General features: G+C 62.6%; 13 protein-coding genes. 5 read left to right on the top strand and 8 right to left on the bottom strand.

The window, feature by feature from the left end:
- Window positions 1–70: 70 nt before the first annotated feature.
- The 3 genes from ACYU7Q_RS01320 to ACYU7Q_RS01310 all read right to left on the bottom strand — a co-directional run bounded on the left by ACYU7Q_RS01320 (window position 71) and on the right by ACYU7Q_RS01310 (window position 3382).
- Complete coding sequence (locus ACYU7Q_RS01320) at window positions 71–2431, bottom strand: TonB-dependent receptor (RefSeq protein ID WP_460607629.1); 2361 nt, start codon at window positions 2429–2431, stop codon at window positions 71–73.
- Window positions 2432–2517: 86 nt separating this feature from the next.
- Window positions 2518–2829, bottom strand: a complete 312-nt coding sequence (trxA, locus tag ACYU7Q_RS01315; protein ID WP_460607628.1) for a thioredoxin family protein — start codon at window positions 2827–2829, stop codon at window positions 2518–2520.
- Window positions 2830–2935: 106 nt separating this feature from the next.
- Entirely contained in the window at window positions 2936–3382 is a 447-nt protein-coding gene (locus ACYU7Q_RS01310) for a hypothetical protein (protein WP_460607627.1), read from the bottom strand.
- A 169-nt stretch (window positions 3383–3551) separates the two neighbouring features.
- On the opposite strand from ACYU7Q_RS01310, the gene ACYU7Q_RS01305 reads away from it, so the two are divergent.
- Window positions 3552–3899 carry an HNH endonuclease family protein gene (locus ACYU7Q_RS01305; RefSeq protein WP_460607626.1) on the top strand — a complete coding sequence of 116 codons (348 nt, stop codon included), beginning with the start codon at window positions 3552–3554 and terminating at the stop codon, window positions 3897–3899.
- A 25-nt stretch (window positions 3900–3924) separates the two neighbouring features.
- Window positions 3925–4977, top strand: a complete 1053-nt coding sequence (locus ACYU7Q_RS01300; RefSeq protein WP_460607625.1) for a DUF6687 family protein — start codon at window positions 3925–3927, stop codon at window positions 4975–4977.
- A gap of 86 nt (window positions 4978–5063) precedes the next feature.
- On the opposite strand, the gene ACYU7Q_RS01295 is transcribed toward ACYU7Q_RS01300, so the two are convergent.
- Both ACYU7Q_RS01295 and sbcD read right to left on the bottom strand, forming a co-directional pair.
- The gene (locus tag ACYU7Q_RS01295; protein ID WP_460607624.1) at window positions 5064–8777 is read right to left on the bottom strand and encodes an AAA family ATPase; all 3714 of its coding nucleotides are present in this window, start codon (window positions 8775–8777) and stop codon (window positions 5064–5066) included.
- A gap of 69 nt (window positions 8778–8846) precedes the next feature.
- Window positions 8847–10100, bottom strand: coding sequence for an exonuclease subunit SbcD (gene sbcD / locus ACYU7Q_RS01290; RefSeq protein WP_460607623.1), 1254 nt, complete (start codon window positions 10098–10100; stop codon window positions 8847–8849).
- 295 nt (window positions 10101–10395) lie between these two features.
- Here sbcD and ACYU7Q_RS01285 point away from each other — a divergent pair, with 295 nt between their 5' ends.
- Entirely contained in the window at window positions 10396–12243 is a 1848-nt protein-coding gene (locus ACYU7Q_RS01285) for a chloride channel protein (RefSeq protein WP_460607622.1), read from the top strand.
- 15 nt (window positions 12244–12258) lie between these two features.
- Here the strand turns inward: ACYU7Q_RS01285 and ACYU7Q_RS01280 are convergent, their stop codons facing one another.
- Both ACYU7Q_RS01280 and lpdA read right to left on the bottom strand, forming a co-directional pair.
- A complete protein-coding gene (locus tag ACYU7Q_RS01280; RefSeq protein ID WP_460607621.1) occupies window positions 12259–12972 on the bottom strand; it encodes a hypothetical protein in 714 nt (237 codons plus the stop codon).
- Between the two features lie 81 nt (window positions 12973–13053).
- Window positions 13054–14448: a dihydrolipoyl dehydrogenase gene (gene lpdA / locus ACYU7Q_RS01275; RefSeq protein ID WP_460607620.1), complete on the bottom strand. Its 1395-nt coding sequence runs from the start codon at window positions 14446–14448 to the stop codon at window positions 13054–13056.
- A gap of 220 nt (window positions 14449–14668) precedes the next feature.
- Here lpdA and ACYU7Q_RS01270 point away from each other — a divergent pair, with 220 nt between their 5' ends.
- The gene (locus ACYU7Q_RS01270) at window positions 14669–15592 is read left to right on the top strand and encodes a tetratricopeptide repeat protein (RefSeq protein WP_460607619.1); all 924 of its coding nucleotides are present in this window, start codon (window positions 14669–14671) and stop codon (window positions 15590–15592) included.
- 28 nt (window positions 15593–15620) lie between these two features.
- On the opposite strand, the gene ACYU7Q_RS01265 is transcribed toward ACYU7Q_RS01270, so the two are convergent.
- Window positions 15621–16862 carry an NAD(P)/FAD-dependent oxidoreductase gene (locus tag ACYU7Q_RS01265; protein ID WP_460607618.1) on the bottom strand — a complete coding sequence of 414 codons (1242 nt, stop codon included), beginning with the start codon at window positions 16860–16862 and terminating at the stop codon, window positions 15621–15623.
- 100 nt (window positions 16863–16962) lie between these two features.
- Between ACYU7Q_RS01265 and fabG the strand changes: the two genes are divergently transcribed.
- A complete protein-coding gene (gene fabG, locus ACYU7Q_RS01260; RefSeq protein ID WP_460607617.1) occupies window positions 16963–17712 on the top strand; it encodes a beta-ketoacyl-ACP reductase in 750 nt (249 codons plus the stop codon).
- The last annotated feature ends 32 nt before the right edge of the window (window positions 17713–17744 follow it).

Genomic DNA, 17744 nt, shown 5'->3' with positions numbered 1-17744 from the left:
CGAATAAAAACACCTGTAATCAACGCCCACAAAATCCGTGAAATCCGCCCTAATCCGAGCGAATCCGTGGTCAGAAGCGGAAATTGTAGGTCAGCGACGGGATGACCGGGAACAGCGACACCTGCTTGGCCTGGAAACCGGTGGTGCGGCCGCTGGCCTTGTCCTTCACCGTGTCGAAAAACACGAAGTAGGCGTTGCGGCGGTTGTAGGCGTTGTAAATGCTTAGGGTGAGGTCCTGGTCGCGCCGGGCGCCAATTTTATATACCACGCCGAGGTCGAGGCGGTGGTACGGGATGAGGCGGTAGGAATTGCGGTCGGGGTAGACAGGCACCGGGCGCGGGTCGATGCCCACGCTGGAGCCCGGAATGTCCTGCACGCCAAAGCGGCCCAGCGGCAGCGTAGTCAGGTTGCCCGAGGTGTAGATAAAGCTGGCCGTGAGGTTAATGCGCGGGTTTAGCTGGTGCAGCACCACCACGGTCAGGTTGTGGCGGCGGTCGTAGTTGGGGTGGAAATCGCGGCCGCCGTTCACGCCGTTAGTGCCGTTCTGGGGCTGAAAATTGCGCCAGCTCCAGGCCAGCGTGTAGCCAATCCAGCCGGTGGTTTTGCCGGTTTTTTTCTCTAAGTAAAGCTCGTTGCCGTAGGCCCAGCTCTTGCCAAAAATGAATTCCTGGTCCAAATCAGGGTTCACAAACAGCTGCGCACCGTCGCGGAAATCGACCTGGTTGCGGCCCCATTTGTAATAAAGCTCGTTGGTGAGCAGATACTTGCCGCCGCCCAACAGGAAGCTGGCCCCGCCGCTCACCTGCTGCGACTGCTGCGGCTTCACCGACAGCCGCGACGGGTACCAGATATCCGTCGGCAGCGATGCGCCCGAGTTGGTGACCAAATGCACGTACTGGTACATCATGGCGTAGTTGAGCTTGAACGAAGTCTTGTCGTTCAGGGCGTAGCGGGCGGCGGCGCGGGGCTCGAGGCCGCCGTACTGGTCGGTGCCGCTGCGGAAACCAGTCAGGCGCAGGCCGCCTTCGAGCTGGAGTTTGTCGGAGGCCTTGTAGTTGTCGGAGGCGTATAGGCCGCCATCGAGGCCGAAGTAATGCACGTCGGAGCCGATGTCGAGGCGGCCGTCGCCGGTGCTGGCGCTGAGGCGGCCCACGCCGAAACGGTGCTGCGTGAGCACGGCCCCGACCTTGATTTGGTGCCGGTCGTTGGGCGTGTACTCGAAGTCGGTACGCCCGGTGTAGTCCGTGATTTGCGAGCCCAGGTTGAAGTTAAACACGTTGGCCAGCTGGTTGGTCAGCGTGTATTTGTAGTCCGACAACGACACGGTGGTGTTCACGAACAGCTTGGGCGAAAACGTGTGGTTCCAGCGCAGCGAGCCGATGGTATTGCCCCACTGAAAGCTGAATTTGAACCCGTTGGGGCTGCTGAAGCCGAAGATGTCGCGGCCCAGGTAGCCGGTGAGAAACAACTGGTCTTTCTCGCCGAGGGTGTAGTTGGCCTTGGCGTTGAAATCGTAGAAATAGTAGTCGGGAATGGGGCTGTAGTCCTCCTTGCCCTCGTTGGCCTTGTTGAGAGCGCGGGTGAAAATGTCGAAATACGTGCGCCGGCCGCTCACGATAAACGAGCCTTTGCCCTTGTTTATCGGCCCTTCGTAGGTGAGGCGCGACGAAATCAGGCCCACGCCGCCGGTGGCCACGTAGTGCTGCCGGTCGCCCTCGCGCAGCTTCACATCTACCACCGACGACAGCCGGCCGCCAAACTGCGCCGGGAAGCCCGACTTGTACAGGTCCACGCTCTGTACGGCATCGGAATTGAACACCGAAAACAGCCCGAACAAGTGGTTGGGGTTGTACACCACGGTGTTATCGAGCAGCACCAGGTTCTGGTCGGCCGAGCCGCCGCGCACAAACAGGCCGCTGGTGCCCTCGCCCCCGCTCTGCACGCCAGGCTTTAGCTGCAGGGTTTTCAGGATATCAACTTCGCCAAACAGCGCCGGCAGCAGCTTAGCCTCCTTGATGCTGAGGTGCTCGACGCCCATTTGCGTGGTTTTGAGCTTCTGCTCCAGGGTCACGGAACCTTCCACCACTACTTCGCCCAGCTCGTTGCCGCTTTCTTCGAGATTGAAGCTGAGGCGCTCGTTTTTTTTCAGGTTCACCTCGCGGGTGATTTGCTGATAGCCGATAAAGGCGATGACCAGCTGGTGGTGCCCGGCGGGCAGGCTCAGCGAATAGTGGCCGAGTGAATCGGCCGCCGTACCGGTATTGAGGGCGGGCACGGCCACACTGGCCCCGGGCAGGGTTTCGCCGCGCCCGCCGCGCACCGTGCCGCTGATATTGTACCGCGCCACTGTCTGGGACCAGCCGTAGCGCGGCCACCCCAGACCCAACATAAACAACAACAAGTAGTAACGCCGGGCAGCACTAAAAATCATACGGTAGCAATAGAGGAGTGCGCAAAGGTAGCGACCTCCCCAACGCCGACATCCGCCGGATAGTTTATTGCCCGCGCCGGGACGGGCTACTTGCCCACGTAGGGCTGCAAAACCTGCGCAATTTGGGCGGCCGGCACCACGCCCGCCTGACGCCACACCGGCTGCCCCTGGTGGAACAGAATAAGCGTGGGAATACTCTGCACGCGGTATTGCTGGGCTACGGCCTGGTTGCGGTCCACGTCGATTTTGATGACGCGCAACTTGCCGCCGTGCTGGGCCGCCACTTGTTCCAGAATGGGGGCCATGGTTTTGCAGGGGCCGCACCAGGTGGCGTAAAAGTCAACCAGCACGGGCATCCCGGGGCTGTTGATGAGTTCGGGGAAGGACTTGCGGGGCATGGCGATGGGTGATTAAGCGAGAAGCTGAGAGTCATTAACCGGATATAACGCAAAAAGCCCGGCGCGTGGCCAGGCTTTTTGGTTTTTGCGGCCGGAACCGGTTCAATTACTTGTTGATAATTGTCACGTCATTAGCCACTTCGGGAAACGTAAAACGGCCGCCCACGGCTTTCGCGCCTTTCACCCGGCACTCCCAGGTGTAGCGGCCGGGGATGGCGCTGGCTGCTTCGCCGGTTTCGGCCTTAAAATACTCAGGGTCCGAAGGGTCGGTGGGAAACAGCACGTCGACGCCGGTCTGGCCTTTGGCAAGCTCTTTCACCAGCAGATAATCTTTGCCGGTTTTTTCACTGTGTACGATGAAGGTAGCCGTGTAAGGGCCGAGCTGGCCATACTTATCCAGAATGCCCAGCTTGATTTGGGCGGTGGTGCTCACCATCCAGGTTTGCGCGTGGGCTTGGGGGGCCGAACCCAGCAGCAACATCAGCAGCGCCCCGGTCAGCCAGCCGGCCAGCGGCCACTGTTTGGGCGTTAAAAAGGAGGGTACAGTTATCATCATAGTGAGAAAAAGGGTGAAATGCAGTTGGACAGGAAGAGGGGTAAAATGCGAAACCTCCGCACATTACTGGCCAAGATAGTACGTTGATAACAAATCCGCAACTTGCAGCGGGCGAACCCTGTTAGCGAATCAGCCAAGCTGTTCACGTTCGACTACTATTTGCATAATGCCTAGGCAACGCTCGCAGTCCCTCCACTGGCCGCCCGAAAACCTGGCGCCGGCCACCGCCCCTCGCTGCGGCCTCTGCGAGCGGGAAGTGCAGGCCACCTCGCGCCACCACCTGGTGCCACGCGAAGAAGGCGGCAAACACGGCCCCACCGTGGACCTGTGCCAGCCCTGCCACAGCAGCGTGCACCGCTTTCTTAGCAACCGCGCCCTGGCCCGGCAATATGCTTCGGTCGAAGCGCTGCGGGAAGCCGAGGAACTGCAAACCTACCTGCGCTGGATTCGGAAGCAGCGCGTGGAGCGCATCAGCAACCGGCGCGGGCGACGCCAGGCAGGCTTGCGAGGATGAGGCATTTTTGACGGAGCTTTGTTGGATGAACCGCTACTTTGTGCCTTTCGCGCAGCTTCGGCAGCAGCCTACTATTGTGGTGGATAGCGTGGGGCTCGGGGCCGTGCTCACGCTGGCGCACTGGCGCGGGGCGGCCACGCCCCCGCCCCTGCGCGATGATACCAGCGCCGGCTCGGCGCTGCGGGCGCTGCACCAGCCTGCCACACCGGGCCTGGAGGCGGCCGCCGTCACGGCCAATCATTTTGATATTGACGGCTTTATCGGCGTGTGGAGTTTGCTGAATCCCGAGCTGGCCTTGGAGCACGAGGAACTGCTGCGCATGGTGGCCGTGCTGGGCGATTTCCGGGAAATTGACCTGTCCCAACCGCTGGCTGATGATGCGCTCAAGCTAGTATGCTGGCTGAATGCCGAGGAGAAAGCCCGCTTCTATGAGCCCTTCGGCGCGCCCATTCGACGACGGCGTGAGGATGAGGCTTCGGCGGAGAAATTTGACTGGTTTCTGCCGCGCTTCGCCGGCGCGCTGCAAAACCCTGAAGCCGGCCGCGCCGCCTGGCAGCCCGAATACGACCGGGTGCAACGCGCGGCGGCCAGCAGCCAAAGCCCCCAGACTACGCGACAGGATTACCCGGCAATCGGCCTGACGGTGGTGAACACGCCCGCGCCGCTGCCGTACTACGCCCTCTTCGGTCCCACGGCGGGCTATGATATGGTGCTGAGCCAGTACGAAGGCAACCGCTACGAGCTCGAATACAAATACACGACCTGGATTGACCTCGCCAGCCGCCCTACCCTGCCGCGCCTGGCACTGGCCCCGCTCGTAGCTCGCCTGAATGCCTTGGAAACCAGCGGCCGCGCCTGGGCCGCCGACGGCATCACCGATACCGGCCCGCTGCTGCGCCTCACCGGCAAAAAGCTCAGCAAAGCCGAACGCTACGCCGACCCCGACGGCCGGCCGATTTACGCATCATCCATCGCGCCGGAGGTGCTGGAGCGGGAAGTAGTGGCGTTTTTTCGGGCGGGGTATGCCGGGATTGAGCCCAAGAAATACTGGACCTGGCCCGAAGTGAAAGCCGTGTAACTGTCGCGTGGACTCTGCGAGTCCGCGCCTGAACGAACGTGCGATGCGCGGACTCGCAGAGTCCACGCGACAGTTACACGGCGCAGTTACACGGCGCAGTCGGTTTCTTCGCCGCGTACGTCCACCAAGTGCACCGAACTGTTGCCACCCGCCCCGGGCCGCACCCGAATCTGGGTACCAATGCGGTCTTTGAGGTCGGAGACGTGGGAGATGATGCCAATCATCTTGCCCGAGTGCTGCAGGCGCTCCAGTGCGTCGAGGGCCGTGTTCAAAGCCTCGGGGTCGAGCGTGCCGAACCCTTCGTCAATAAACAACGACTCGATACGGGCCTTGTGGCCGGCCAGCTCGCTCAATCCCAAGGCCAGCGCGAGGCTCACCAGGAAGCTTTCGCCGCCCGAAAGCGAGGCCATGGGGCGCACGGTATCGGCCTGGTCATGGTCAATGATTTGCAGCTCCAGGTTGCGATGCGGGGTTTTGAGGATGGTGTAGCGGCCGGTGAGCTGGCGCAGGCGCAGGTTGGCCAGGCGGGCCAGGTGCGTGAGCGTAAGGCCTTGGGCAAACTGGCTGAATTTGTCGCCGCGGGCCGAACCAATTTGCTCGCTCAAATCCTGCCAACGCTGCTCTTCCTGCTGTCGCAGCAGCAGTTCCTGCAAGCCGGCAGCCTGCTGGGCGCGGGCATCATCGTCCAGTTTCAGCTGGTTGCCCACGGCTCCCAGCTTCTGTTGCAGGGTATCATCGGCGGCCGAAAGGGCGTTGAGCTGGGCCGTGAGCTCCGCGGCCGAATGCGGCGTGAGGCCCGCCTCGGCGTGGTGGCTGAGCTCGGCGGTGAGGTCGGTGAGGCGGCGGGCAGCGGCAGTTTGGTTGGTGAGGTGCTCCTGGCGAAGCTGTTGGAGACGCTCGGCTTCGGCGGCGGGCAGCAGCAGGCGGCGGGCCTCGGCGGCACTGGCGAGGCCCGCGGCGGCCAGCGCCGCCGTTAGCTCGGTTTGGCGCAGCGCATGGGCGGCGCTGTGCGTAGCTAGCTGGGTTTGCAGGTCGTCGCGGCGGTTTTGCTGAATTCCAAGGGCTTTCTGCTGCTCGGCCAGCTGGTTTTGACTAAGCTGCTGCGCGTTGGCTAAACGCAGGGTAGCCTGGCGCAGCTGTTCTGCTTCGGCAGCGGGGTCGGGGCCGGTGTAGGCCGCTTGGCGCGCCTGCTGCTGCTGTCGCAGCGCTTCCTGGTCGGCTGCCAGGACAGTGGCGGCGGCGGCAAGCTGGGCTTCCTGTTGCATCAAGGCTTGCTGCCGGGCGTTCCGATGGCTGGTTTTTTCCAACAGCTGTTTCCCCAGCTCATTAAGCGTGCTTACCTGGGCTTCGTAGTGGTCGGCCCGTTCCCGCAACGTGGCCAGGAGGCCGTCGTAAGGCGGCTGGGCTGGCAGTTGCAACTTGTGCGGCTGGAGGAAATCCCGAATCGAGCTTTGGAAGATTTCGGCTTGCTCCTGCCAGTGCACCATTTCATCCGTGAGTCGGGCCAGGTCGGTTTCGATGGCTGTCTGCCGGTCTAGCAGGCGCGGAATTTCGCGTTGCGCAGCGGTGATGGCCTCGCCGGCCTGCAAGTATTTTTCGCGCAGCGCGGCCAGCTTTTCGTCAAGCTCGGCCAGACGGCGGCGGGCGGCAACGGCAGTAGCCTGCTCATCAGCAGCCGCTTCCAGCAGCGCGCGCACGGCGGCAGGGTTAGCCGGCTCAGCGGGCACGGGTGCCAGCGCCGCCGCGAGGTTCGTTGCCTGCTCACGTGCGACTTCGCCAGCGGCGGCGGCTTCCTGACGAAGCTGCTCCCGCTGGCGCTGCTCGGTCTGGTAGCGCGTGAGGGCCGTGGTGGCCCGACGCAATTCCTCATCCAGGGTGGCCAGGACCTGCTCCTGCTGGGTCACGCGCAGTTCCTGGTCATCGGCCTCGGCTGTAAAATCGGGACTGAAGGCGTGCTCCAGCGCGCCGCACAGCGGGCAAGGCTGGCCGGCCTCCAGGTGCTGGCGGTGGGCATTGAGGTCGGCCAGGGCCTGCTGGGCGCGCAGCTCGCGGCGGTAGCTATCGAGCAATTTCTGGCCATCGGCGCGGCGGGTTTCAAGGTGAACAGCCGCTGTTTCGGCCGTGGCCAAGGCCGGGGCTTGCCGGGCAATTTCGGCGGCCAAGGCATCGGCGCGGGTCTGGTACTCGTGAGCGGCTTCGGCTTTGGGCAGCAGCTGCTGCAGGGCCTGCCGGTGGGCGGTGAGGTCGTCGGCGCGCTGGACCAGGGCGGCGGCCGTCGTGCCGGCCAGCAGGGCGTCGCGCTCGGTGCGGCAGGGCTGGCCTTCGTCCTTGATGGCTTGCTGGTGGGTTTGGGCCTCGGTTTCGAGGCCGCGCTGGCGACGCAGGTCGGCGGCGGTTTGGTCCTGGGCTTTGCGCAGCTCAGCGCGGCTGGCCTCGCGGGTGGCCATTTCCTTTTGCGCGCCTTGCAGGTCGATGATTTCGCGGTCGAGCGCCAGCACTTGGTTTTTCAGGTCCACCTCGGCGCTGTGCTCGATGAGCCAGCGGTCTAGGGCCGCGTTGCGGGCTTGAAGGGCTTCAATTTCCTGATTCTCGCGGTTCAAATCCGCTTCGGCCTGAGCATAAGCATTTTGGCTTTGGCCGTGGGCTTCACGCTTTAGGTTGAGCTGATGCTGGGCGGCCGCAATTTCAGCGTCCTGCTGCTGCGCTTTGCTGAGCAGGGGGCGCAGGCGGTTTTCTTCGGCCAGCGCGGCGGCGTGAGCGGTGATGGCGGCGCTATGGGCGGTAGCGGCAGCATCGGCCGCCAGCGTGAGGTGGGGCAGGACTTCGGCCAGCTCGCGCAACTGGGCTTCGTCGCTGCTGACTTCCTTTTCGGCCGCCGCGGCCAGCTCCAGCGGCTTATCCACGGCGGCGGCGCGGGCGTGGCCGTCCAGCCGGGCAAACTCGGGTTGCAGCGCTTCGTCGTCGCGGCGCAGGCGTTCTACTTCGCGGGCCGTGTCGCTCAGCTGCCGGTCGAGCTGGTCGAGAATGGTGCGCCAGGTCAGGCACACCGTTAGTTCCTGCTGCTCGAGGTGGTGCCATTCGGCCTGTTGGTGCAGCACGTCGAGCTGGGCTTCCAACTCCGCCCGCTCCTCGTCCGACAGCAGCCGGGTGGCATCAAGCTTGGCGCGCAGCAGCTTGGTTTTTAGCTCCTCTTCCTTGGCTTTCTCAAACGCCGCTATGCTCAGCCGCGAGTAGATGCCCACGTTGGTCATCTTTTCCAGCAGGGCGCTCCGCTCCTTCTCGGGCGCGTGCAGGAAGCGCGCAAACTTGCCCTGGCTCAGCAACACCGACTGCTCAAACTGCCCGAAATCGAGCCCCGACAGCTCCCCCACCCGCTTCGGCACCGCCTCCTTGCCGCTGATAACGGCCACGTTCGACGGGCTCATTACCAGCGTCATGGCATCGGCATTGAGCGCGCCTTTGTCTTCGCCCCGCACCTTGCGCTTCACTTCCCAACGCGAGCGGTAGCGCACGCGGTCCACCACGCCGGTATCGGGGTGGGTTTCGTGCACCTCGAATTCGACCTCCGAAAAAGCATCTTTCGCGTGGCGGCTCACCATCTCGCCCACCTGGCGGTCGTGGCGCGGCACGCGGCCGTAGAGGCCCACGGCAATGGCGTCGAGCAGCGTGCTTTTGCCGGCGCCGGTGGGGCCGGTGATGGCAAAAAGCCCCGTGTCGGCCAGCGGCGTTTCATCGAAGCGAATCAGAAACGGCCCGGGCAGCGAGTTAAGGTTAGCGAAGCGGACGCTGATAATTTTCATGCGGATAGTTTTTCCATCAATACATCCCGAAGGTACGGCCGGGCAGCAGCGCGCACGGCGTATTGCGCGCTACTGCCCGCCCCAGGCCAGCGGGTCGGCTTCGGCCAGCAATTGGCGCAGCTCGCCGAAGGTGGCCGTGAGCTGGGCGGCTCGCTCGGGCGGCAGGCTGGCTACACGGCGGCTAAACACCTCATCAACGGTCAATTCGTGCAATAGCGCCAGCGGAATGGTGCTTTCGGCCAGGTCGGCAACCTCAGTAGCGCGCTGGTGGCGCACGCCGCGCGGAGCCAGCACCTGCGCTTTTTGCAGCTGCAGCACGGCCTGAATGCGGCGCTGCACTTCGGCGGGCGTTTCGTCGGAGCGCACCAGCACATCGGCCCACGCAACGAATTGAAAGGCCGAATTATCGAAAGCCAGAATGTCGGCTTCCACTTCGTCGAGGGTGCCGTGGAAGCGCTGCAAGCGCCGCGTCACCGGCACGGGCAGGCTGGTAATGGTGGGCGCGCCGGCCCCGCTGAACTCCAGCAGCAGCACCTGCTGCTTGTCGTCGGCCTCGGTGAAGGACAGCGGCACCGGCGAGCCCGAGTAGCGGATGTGCGCCCGCCCGCCCACCACCTGCGGGCGGTGCAGGTGGCCCAGCGCCACGTAGTCGAACGCGGCCGGAAAATGCTCGGCCCCAATCAGACCTAACCCGCCGATGTGCACGTCGCGCTCGGCCCCTTCGCGGGCTTCGCCACCGGCGGCGTAGAGGTGGCCAGTGGCCAGCACGGGCACGTCCTGCTCGCGCTGGCGCAGCACGGAGTCGTGGCCGGCCAGGGCGGCGTAGTGGTCGGCAATGCTCTGGCGGATACGAATTTGGCGGTCGTCGAGGGTTTCGCCGGCCACGGCCAGACGGATGTCGCGGTCGCGCAGGAAGGGCACGGCGCACACCACCAGCCCCGGCCGGCCGGTGGCCGCGTTCAGGTGCAGGATTTGCTCGGTGGCATCGGCGGGCACGCCGCCCACCACGTGGATGCGCAGCTGCCGCAGCAGCCGCCGCGAGGCGTTGAGCATGGTGGGCGAGTCGTGGTTGCCGCCCACCACCACGATGTCGCGGCAGCCGGTGGCCTGCATTTTCACCAGGAAAGTGTAGTACAGCTCCTGCGCCGTGTAGGAAGGCGTTTGGGTATCAAAAATATCGCCGGCCACCACCAGCACCTCAATGCCCTGGGCCTGCACCGTCAGCAGCAGCCAGTCGAGGAAGGCCTGCTGCTCGGTGGTGCGCTCCTGGCCCGTAAGGAAGTGCTGGCCGAGGTGCCAGTCGGCGGTATGAAGAACGCGCATTTAATGAAAGGGAGTAGCGGGTAGCTAAGAAAGCCGGTGAATGCTGAAACGTTAATAGCAGCAGAAAATTCACTCGCAAAGTTCGACCAAACCCCGCAGACAGGTTTACTTTTTCGGTGAGCCGATGCAATGAAGCCCGGTAAAGGCATGATACCCTGAGTTTACAACCGCACCGCGGTGCAACCCGTTATGCTCACTGCTATTCGGTTGGCAGGGCACTCATCCGGCTTTCACGAAGTTGATACTAATCTGCGTCGCCAATTCGCTGGCCCCGCTACACTCTTACCCCTCCCCTATGAAACACCCGACGCTGGTGCATGCCGGCATTCCCATTGCCCCATCGCTGGAACCCACCCTGGCCGATGACGGCGTGCGGCCCCGCGTGGCCCCCGACAAGCGGCGCCTGGTGCGTATTTCGGCCCTGGCGGTGCTCGTGGCCGTGGTCATCAGCTTTGTGGCCCGCCTGCTGGTGTATTTGATTAACCTGGTAACCAACCTGGTATTCCACGGCGATGCCTCAGTGGCGTACCACAGCCCCGCCAATAACCACCTCGGCCTGTGGGTTATCCTCATGCCGGCGCTGGGCGGCCTGCTGGTCAGCCTGATGGCCATTTATGGTTCGAAAGCCATTCGCGGCCACGGCATCCCCGAGGCCATGGAGCAGATTCTGACCAACCAGAGCCGCATCAAGCCGTCTATTATGTATCTGAAGCCGCTGTCGGCGGCTATTTCCATTGGCACGGGCGGGGCGCTGGGCTCCACGCTGGGCCAGCTCATCAAAATCACCCACCACGAGCGCAAGGTGCTGCTGGCGGCGGGTGCCACGGCGGGCATGTCGGCCATCTTCGGCACGCCCATCGCGGCGGTTTTCCTGGCCATCGAGTTGCTGCTGTTTGAGTTTTCGCCGCGCTCGCTGCTGCCGGTGGCACTGGCCTGCATCACGGGAGCGGCGGGGCACCACCTGCTGTTTGAGCAGGGCCCGGTATTTCCGATGGCGACGCTGCTGGCCCCCAGCAATGGCGCGCTGGCGACTTACAGCGCTATTGGGCTGCTGGTCGGGCTGGCCTCGGTGGCCATCACCAAAATCGTGTATTTCATTGAGGACCTGTTCGAAAAGCTGCCCATTCACTGGGCTTGGTGGCCGGCGCTGGGCGGGCTGGCGGTGGGCGGCATCGGCTACTTTGCGCCGCGCACGCTAGGCGTAGGCTACGAAAACATCACCGACGTGCTGTCGGGCAATGCGCCATTGAGCCTGCTGCTGACGCTGTGCTTGCTGAAGTTTGCCTCGTGGGCCATTTCGCTGGGCAGCGGCACTTCGGGCGGCACACTGGCGCCGCTGCTCACCATTGGCGGGGCCACGGGCGCGCTGCTGGGCGTGGCCATCCGCCACTACTTTCCGGCCTCCGATATTGTGCTGCCGCTGGCGGCGCTGGTGGGCATGGCCGCCATGTTTGCGGGCGCGTCGCGGGCGCTGCTCACGTCCATCGTGTTTGCGGTGGAAGCCACGGGCCAGGCCCAGGCGCTGCTGCCGCTGCTGGGGGCCTGCACGGGCGCTTACCTGGTGTCGTTTCTGCTGATGGGCAATACCATCATGACCGAGAAAATAGCCCGGCGCGGCGTGAAAACGCCGGTCGACTACGAGCCCGACCTGCTCGACAAAGTGAACGTCGGACGCGTGCTGCAAAACGGCATGCTCGCCATCAGCACCGACAACACCATCCGGGAAGTGCGCGCGTGGACCGAGCGCGAAGCCGAGCCCATCGGCCCGCACCTGGTTATCGTGAATCCCGACGGAGCATTCGCCGGCATCGTGAGCACGGTGGCGCTGGCCGGCTGGCACGCCGATGAAAACGCGCCCATCAGCGCCCTGCTCCAGCCCCGCTCCTCCACCCTGCTGGCCACCGATACCCTCCGTACCGCCGTGGAGCGCATGGCCCGCGAAAACGTGGACGTGCTGCCCGTGCTCGGCAGCGATGCGCAAGTGAGCGGCGTGATTTCCTACCGCGACATTCTAACGGCCTACAAAAATCGCCTCGAAGACGATGGCAACATGGCTCCCCATATTTCGCTCAAGCGCAAAAGCCTGCGCGTGCTGCTGCGCGGTCAGGCCATGTTCCAGAAGCAGAAATCGGAGATTGAGTGAAAACGCGGCCGGAAGCTACGGCAGCAAGTTCAGCCCGTAGAGAAATGGCTGGTCAGGGTGCAACTGAGGGTTGATAACGAACTCCATTCTGCGGTTTCTGCCCGGGTGAACAAGCGTTACATAGAAGCGCACCAATTCCGTTTCTTTTTGATTTACCGAGGTTTTAAATACCGAGTTTCCATGAATATGATAGTCGGAAATCGGAAAAATCTCCTTCTCAATTTTTGAAAACATGCCCGGAACTTTACTTTGTTCGGCGGCGGGAATGGTTTCAATGTTGAACGAGCTCAGTATTTTTTCGTGGTCCTCGGTCTGCAAGTTGATGAGCAGTGCATTTAGGTCGCTGCCTGCGGCGCTAGCCACTTCGAGTTCGGGGCGCTGAAACGTGTAGTTATGAGACTCAGTAGAGTCTTTAAGATTCACTTTCAGGTAATCGTAACTCTGTTTCTCCTGCGGGGTCAGTTTATTATACACAATGTAGGCGCAGTTAGAAGCCGGCAGTCGCAAATCACTAAAGTTGCGGCTCAGATTATGATTGTCGAGGTCAATTTCTAAGTACTTGCCCTGCGGCGCGTCTTTCTCAGTCGTCATATTAGTTCCTTTCCGGAACCCAACGGTACCGCCATAAAAGCCAGCTATTTCTTCTAGACCTTGTTGCTCTGTAGTAGATGTACACGCGCCTGCCAGTCCCAAGACCAACAGTATTCCCAGTTTGTAATTATGCTTCATAAGGCAAAGTAGAAAACGAAAAAGTCCCGGCAGAATGGCTGCCGGGACTTTTTCGTTTGGCGAGTTAAATATACCCAAAGGTTACAAGTGAATCACCTCGCCATACGCGGCAGCAGCGGCTTCCATAATGGCTTCCGACATGGTGGGGTGCGGGTGCACAGCCTTGATGATTTCCATGCCCGTGGTTTCCAGCTTGCGGGCCACCACTACTTCGGCAATCATCTCGGTCACGTTCATGCCAATCATGTGGGCGCCGAGCCACTCGCCGTATTTCTTGTCGAAAATGACTTTCACGAAGCCGTCTTTGGCACCGGCGGCGCTGGCTTTGCCCGAGGCCGAGAAGGGGAATTTGCCCACCAGCACGTCGTAGCCTTTGGCTTTGGCTTCGGCTTCGGTGTAGCCCACGCTGGCGATTTCGGGCGAGGCGTAGGTGCAGCCGGGGATGTTCTGGTAGTTGAGGGGCTCGGGGTGGTGGCCGGCGATTTTCTCCACGCAGATGATGCCTTCGGCCGAGGCCACGTGGGCCAGCGCGGGGCCGGGCACGATGTCGCCGATGGCGTAAATGCCGGGCACGTTGGTCTGGTAGAAGTCGTCCACAATCACGCGGCCGCGCTCTACTTTGATACCCAGCTCTTCGATGCCGATGTTTTCAAGGTTGGTGGTGACGCCCACGGCGCTCAGCACCACGTCGCAGTCAATCTGCTGCTCGCCTTTGGCGGTTTTGATGGTCACTTTGCAGCCTTCGCCGCTGGTGTCCACGTTGGTTACTTCGGCGCTGGTGAGCACGTTCACGCCGATTTTGCGGAACGACTTCTCCATCTGGCGCGACACTTCCTCGTCCTCCACGGGCACAATGCGGGGCAGGAACTCCACCACCGTCACTTCCGAACCCATGGTGCGGTAGAAGTAGGCAAACTCGACGCCGATGGCGCCGGAGCCCACCACCACGAGGCGCTTGGGCAGCTGCTCCATGCTCATGGCCTTGCGGTAGCCGATGATTTTCTTGTTGTCGACGGGCATGGTGGGCAGCTCGCGCGAGCGGGCGCCGGTGGCCAGGATGATGGATTTGGCCTCCACGGTTTCCTTGCCGCCGTCGGCTTTGGTCACCTCTACTTTGCCGGGGGCCACCACTTTGCCGGTGCCCATCACGGCCTCGATTTTATTTTTTTTGAACAGGAAGTTGATGCCCTTGCTCATGCCGTCGGCCACGCCCCGGCTGCGCGAAATCACGGCCCCAAAGTCGTAGCCAATGCCGTCGGCCTTCAGGCCATAGTCGGCGGCGTGGTTGAGGTACTCGAACACCTGCGCGCTTTTGAGCAGGGCTTTGGTGGGGATGCAGCCCCAGTTGAGGCAAATGCCACCCAGCGACTCGCGCTCGATAACGCCCACTTTCAAACCCAGTTGCGACGCCCGAATGGCGGCTACGTACCCGCCGGGGCCGCTGCCGACCACGACCAAATCAAATTGCAATGCCATAGAATGCTGCGAAAGAAAAAAGTAAACCGGGCCCGGCTGGGGGACCCACCCATTACGAGCCGTAAAGATAGACGCCGCGCCGCGTCGGGATTGTAGTTGCCGCTGGGTTATCTTGCCAACAAGATTTTGGCGCGCTCTGTGCTGGCAGCCAATTTTTCAGTTTTCCCGTATAAGGCCCGGCTCCGGCGCAGCTTGCCGTGGCCACACATTTCTGCATTCCATGAAACCACATTTTCGCGCTCCTATGGCGGCCCTCGGGTTGCTGGCTTTTCTCACCAACTGCGCCACCACCGTTACTGAAAAGGAGAAGCCCGGTAACACCAGCCAGCTCATGACCATGCCGCCGGCCACCGACGCCCGCCGGCCCGACTCGACCGGCGCGGCTACTTCGGCCACCGATGCCCGCACCACCGGTGCCGATAATGGCATTGCCGCCACGCCCGCCACCGCCGTGGCTTCGGATGATGCTTCGGCTGCCGCGCTGGCCGCCGACCGGCCCGACCCGAATGCGCTGTCGGCCACGGCGGCCTCGGCTGAGCGCGAGAAGGAGAAGAAAATGACGCCTCTCGACTACCGCAACATGCTGGCCAACGCCGATGCCATTTTGAAAGTAGACCCCAAGAATTCGGCCGCTTATCTGCAGCGGGCCAAGGCCAAAAGCTACCTCAAGAACTACGCGGAGGCCCTGCCCGATTATGCTACGGCCATCAAATACCAGCGCAACAACCCCGACGCCTACTACAACCGGGGCGTGAACCGGCTGATGATGAAACAGTACAAAGCCGCTTCGACCGACTTCTCGGGCGCCATCAAGTACCGGCCCGATGACAAGGAATCGTACTTCGGCCGGGGCGTGGCCAAGATGCAGATGTACCAGTACAAGCCCGCCGTGGCCGATTTCACCAAAGCCATCCAGCTCGATTCGACCTACGCCGACGCTTGGGAATACCGCGGCATCAGCTATTCGTCGTTCGATAAGCTCTCCGAAGCCCGCCGCGACCTCGAAAAAGCCGCCAAGCTGAACCCCGAAGCCGCCAAGAGCCTGCGCCGCTACGTGGGCAACGACGAAGGCAAAGCGCCCATCAAGCCCACTCCGGTGGCGCGCCCCGGCACGGGCTACCACCCCAGGCCCGGCGGACACTAGGCAGTAGCTTGGACTCTGCGAGTCCTAGCTACTTCCCGCCAAAAAACAGCTTGAAGTAGAAGCTCGGCTTGCGCAGCCGCTCGCGCAGGTCCAAATCCATGAACATCATGGACAGGGTTTCGGCGAGCGTGGGGTTGTTCACGGCGCGGTTGGCCACGATGTTGAACAGGCTGGGGAAGTTGAGCAGCCGCTGCATCACACGGCTCAGGCGCAGCTCCTGGCCGAGGCGGTTGTACACGGCCTTGTCGTAGTTTTTTAGGAACTCGGGGCTGAAATCGGCTTTCTTCACCGCCTCCACGGCCCAGATGGCGGCGTGGCGGCCACTTACCATAGCGTGCGAAATGCCCTCGCCCGAGAATGGGTCGATGAGCGAACCCGCATCGCCGAGCAGGAAATACCCGGCGCCCGACAGCGCCCGCCGCTTCGAGCCCAGCGGCAGGCCGAAGCCCTTCACCGGCCCCAGCCGCGTGGCCCCGGCGAAGCGCGGGGCAAGGGTGGGATGCGTGGCCAGAATCTCATCAAGGCGCTGGCGCAGGTTCACCTTTTTATCTGCTACGGCTTTGGAGAGCATGCCCACGCCCACGTTGGCCTGGCCGTTGGGCAATGGGAACACCCACAGGTAGCCGGGCAGAAAATCTTTGATGAAGTGCAGCTCGATGAAATTATCGGGGCTGAGGCCGCTCACGCCGTCGTAGTAGGTGCGCAGGCCGGCGCAGTGGTGGTCGGGCTCCAGGGCATGGCCGGCCACTTTGCGGGCAAACTCGGATTGCGCGCCGTTGGCGACGAGGAGCAGGCGGCAGGTGGCGATTTCCTGACCGGCTTTATCGAAAAGCTGCCAGCCGGTGGGTGTACGCTCGGTGCGGGCCACGTCCACGTTTTCGCGAAAGTCAATTTCCGCGCGCTGCCGCACTTCTTCGACCAGGAAATTATCGAAGTCGATGCGCTTGGCGACGTGCCCGGCGGTGTAGTCGGTGGCCTTGTCGAACTTGGGCTTGAAGGGGATGCCGAGCTTGCGGCCGTTGGGCGCGATGAAGTCGATGCCCCAACTCGGAATCTGGATGGGCGAGGCAGCCAGCTTGGCGTGCAGGCCGGGCTCAATGCGCTTCAACTCGTTGATGACCTTGCCGCTGAGGGCATCGCCGCAGGTTTTGTCGCGCGGGAAAGCGGCGCGGTCCAGCAGCAGGCAGCGCTGGCCAGCGTTGGCGAGGTGCAGGGCGGCGGCGGCCCCGCCGGGGCCCGCGCCCAGAATGCAGATGTCGTGGTGGGGCATAATCTGCGGCGAAGTTAGGTTGATGGAGCGCGGACTTTTAGTCCGCGACTCAGAACGGTGTGGGCGCGGACTGAAAGTCCGCGCTACTTACCTTCGCCCCATGACCAACACACTCACCGGAAAAGTGGCCCTCGTGACGGGCGCTTCCAAAGGAATTGGCCGCGCCATCGCGGCGCATTTTGCCCAGCTCGGCGCCGATGTCGCCTTCACGTATTTATCGTCCGTCGAGAAGGGACAGGCCCTCGAAACCGAGCTCTCGGCCAATGGCACGAAGGTAAAAGGCTACCGCTCCGACGCCTCCGACTACGCCCAGGCCGAAAAGCTGATTGAGGACGTGGTGGCTGATTTCGGCAAGCTCGATATCCTCGTCAACAACGCCGGTATCACGCAGGACGGCCTGCTGATGCGCATGTCCGAGCAGCAGTGGGACAACGTGCTGCAAGTCAACCTCAAGTCGGTGTTCAACCTCACCAAAGCCGCCACCAAGCCCATGATGCGCGCCAAATCCGGCTCCATCATCAATATGACCAGCGTGGTGGGCATCAAAGGCAACGCCGGGCAGGCCAACTACGCCGCCAGCAAGGCCGGCATCATCGGCTTCACCAAATCGGTGGCCCTGGAGCTGGGCTCGCGCAACATCCGCTGCAACGCGGTGGCGCCCGGCTTCATCGAAACCGAAATGACCGATGCCCTCGACCCCAAGCAGGTGGACGAGTGGCGCAAGGCCATCCCGCTCAAGCGCGGCGGCCGGCCCGAGGACGTGGCAAAAGCCACCGCCTTCCTGGCATCGGATGATTCGGCCTACATCACCGGCCAGGTGCTGCAGGTGGATGGCGGCATGCTGACGTAGAGAAGCAACAATTCTAAATCGAAAGGACACCG

The sequence above is a fragment of the Hymenobacter terrigena genome (assembly GCF_054776515.1).
This window is presented reverse-complemented; position numbering and strand designations above follow the sequence as displayed.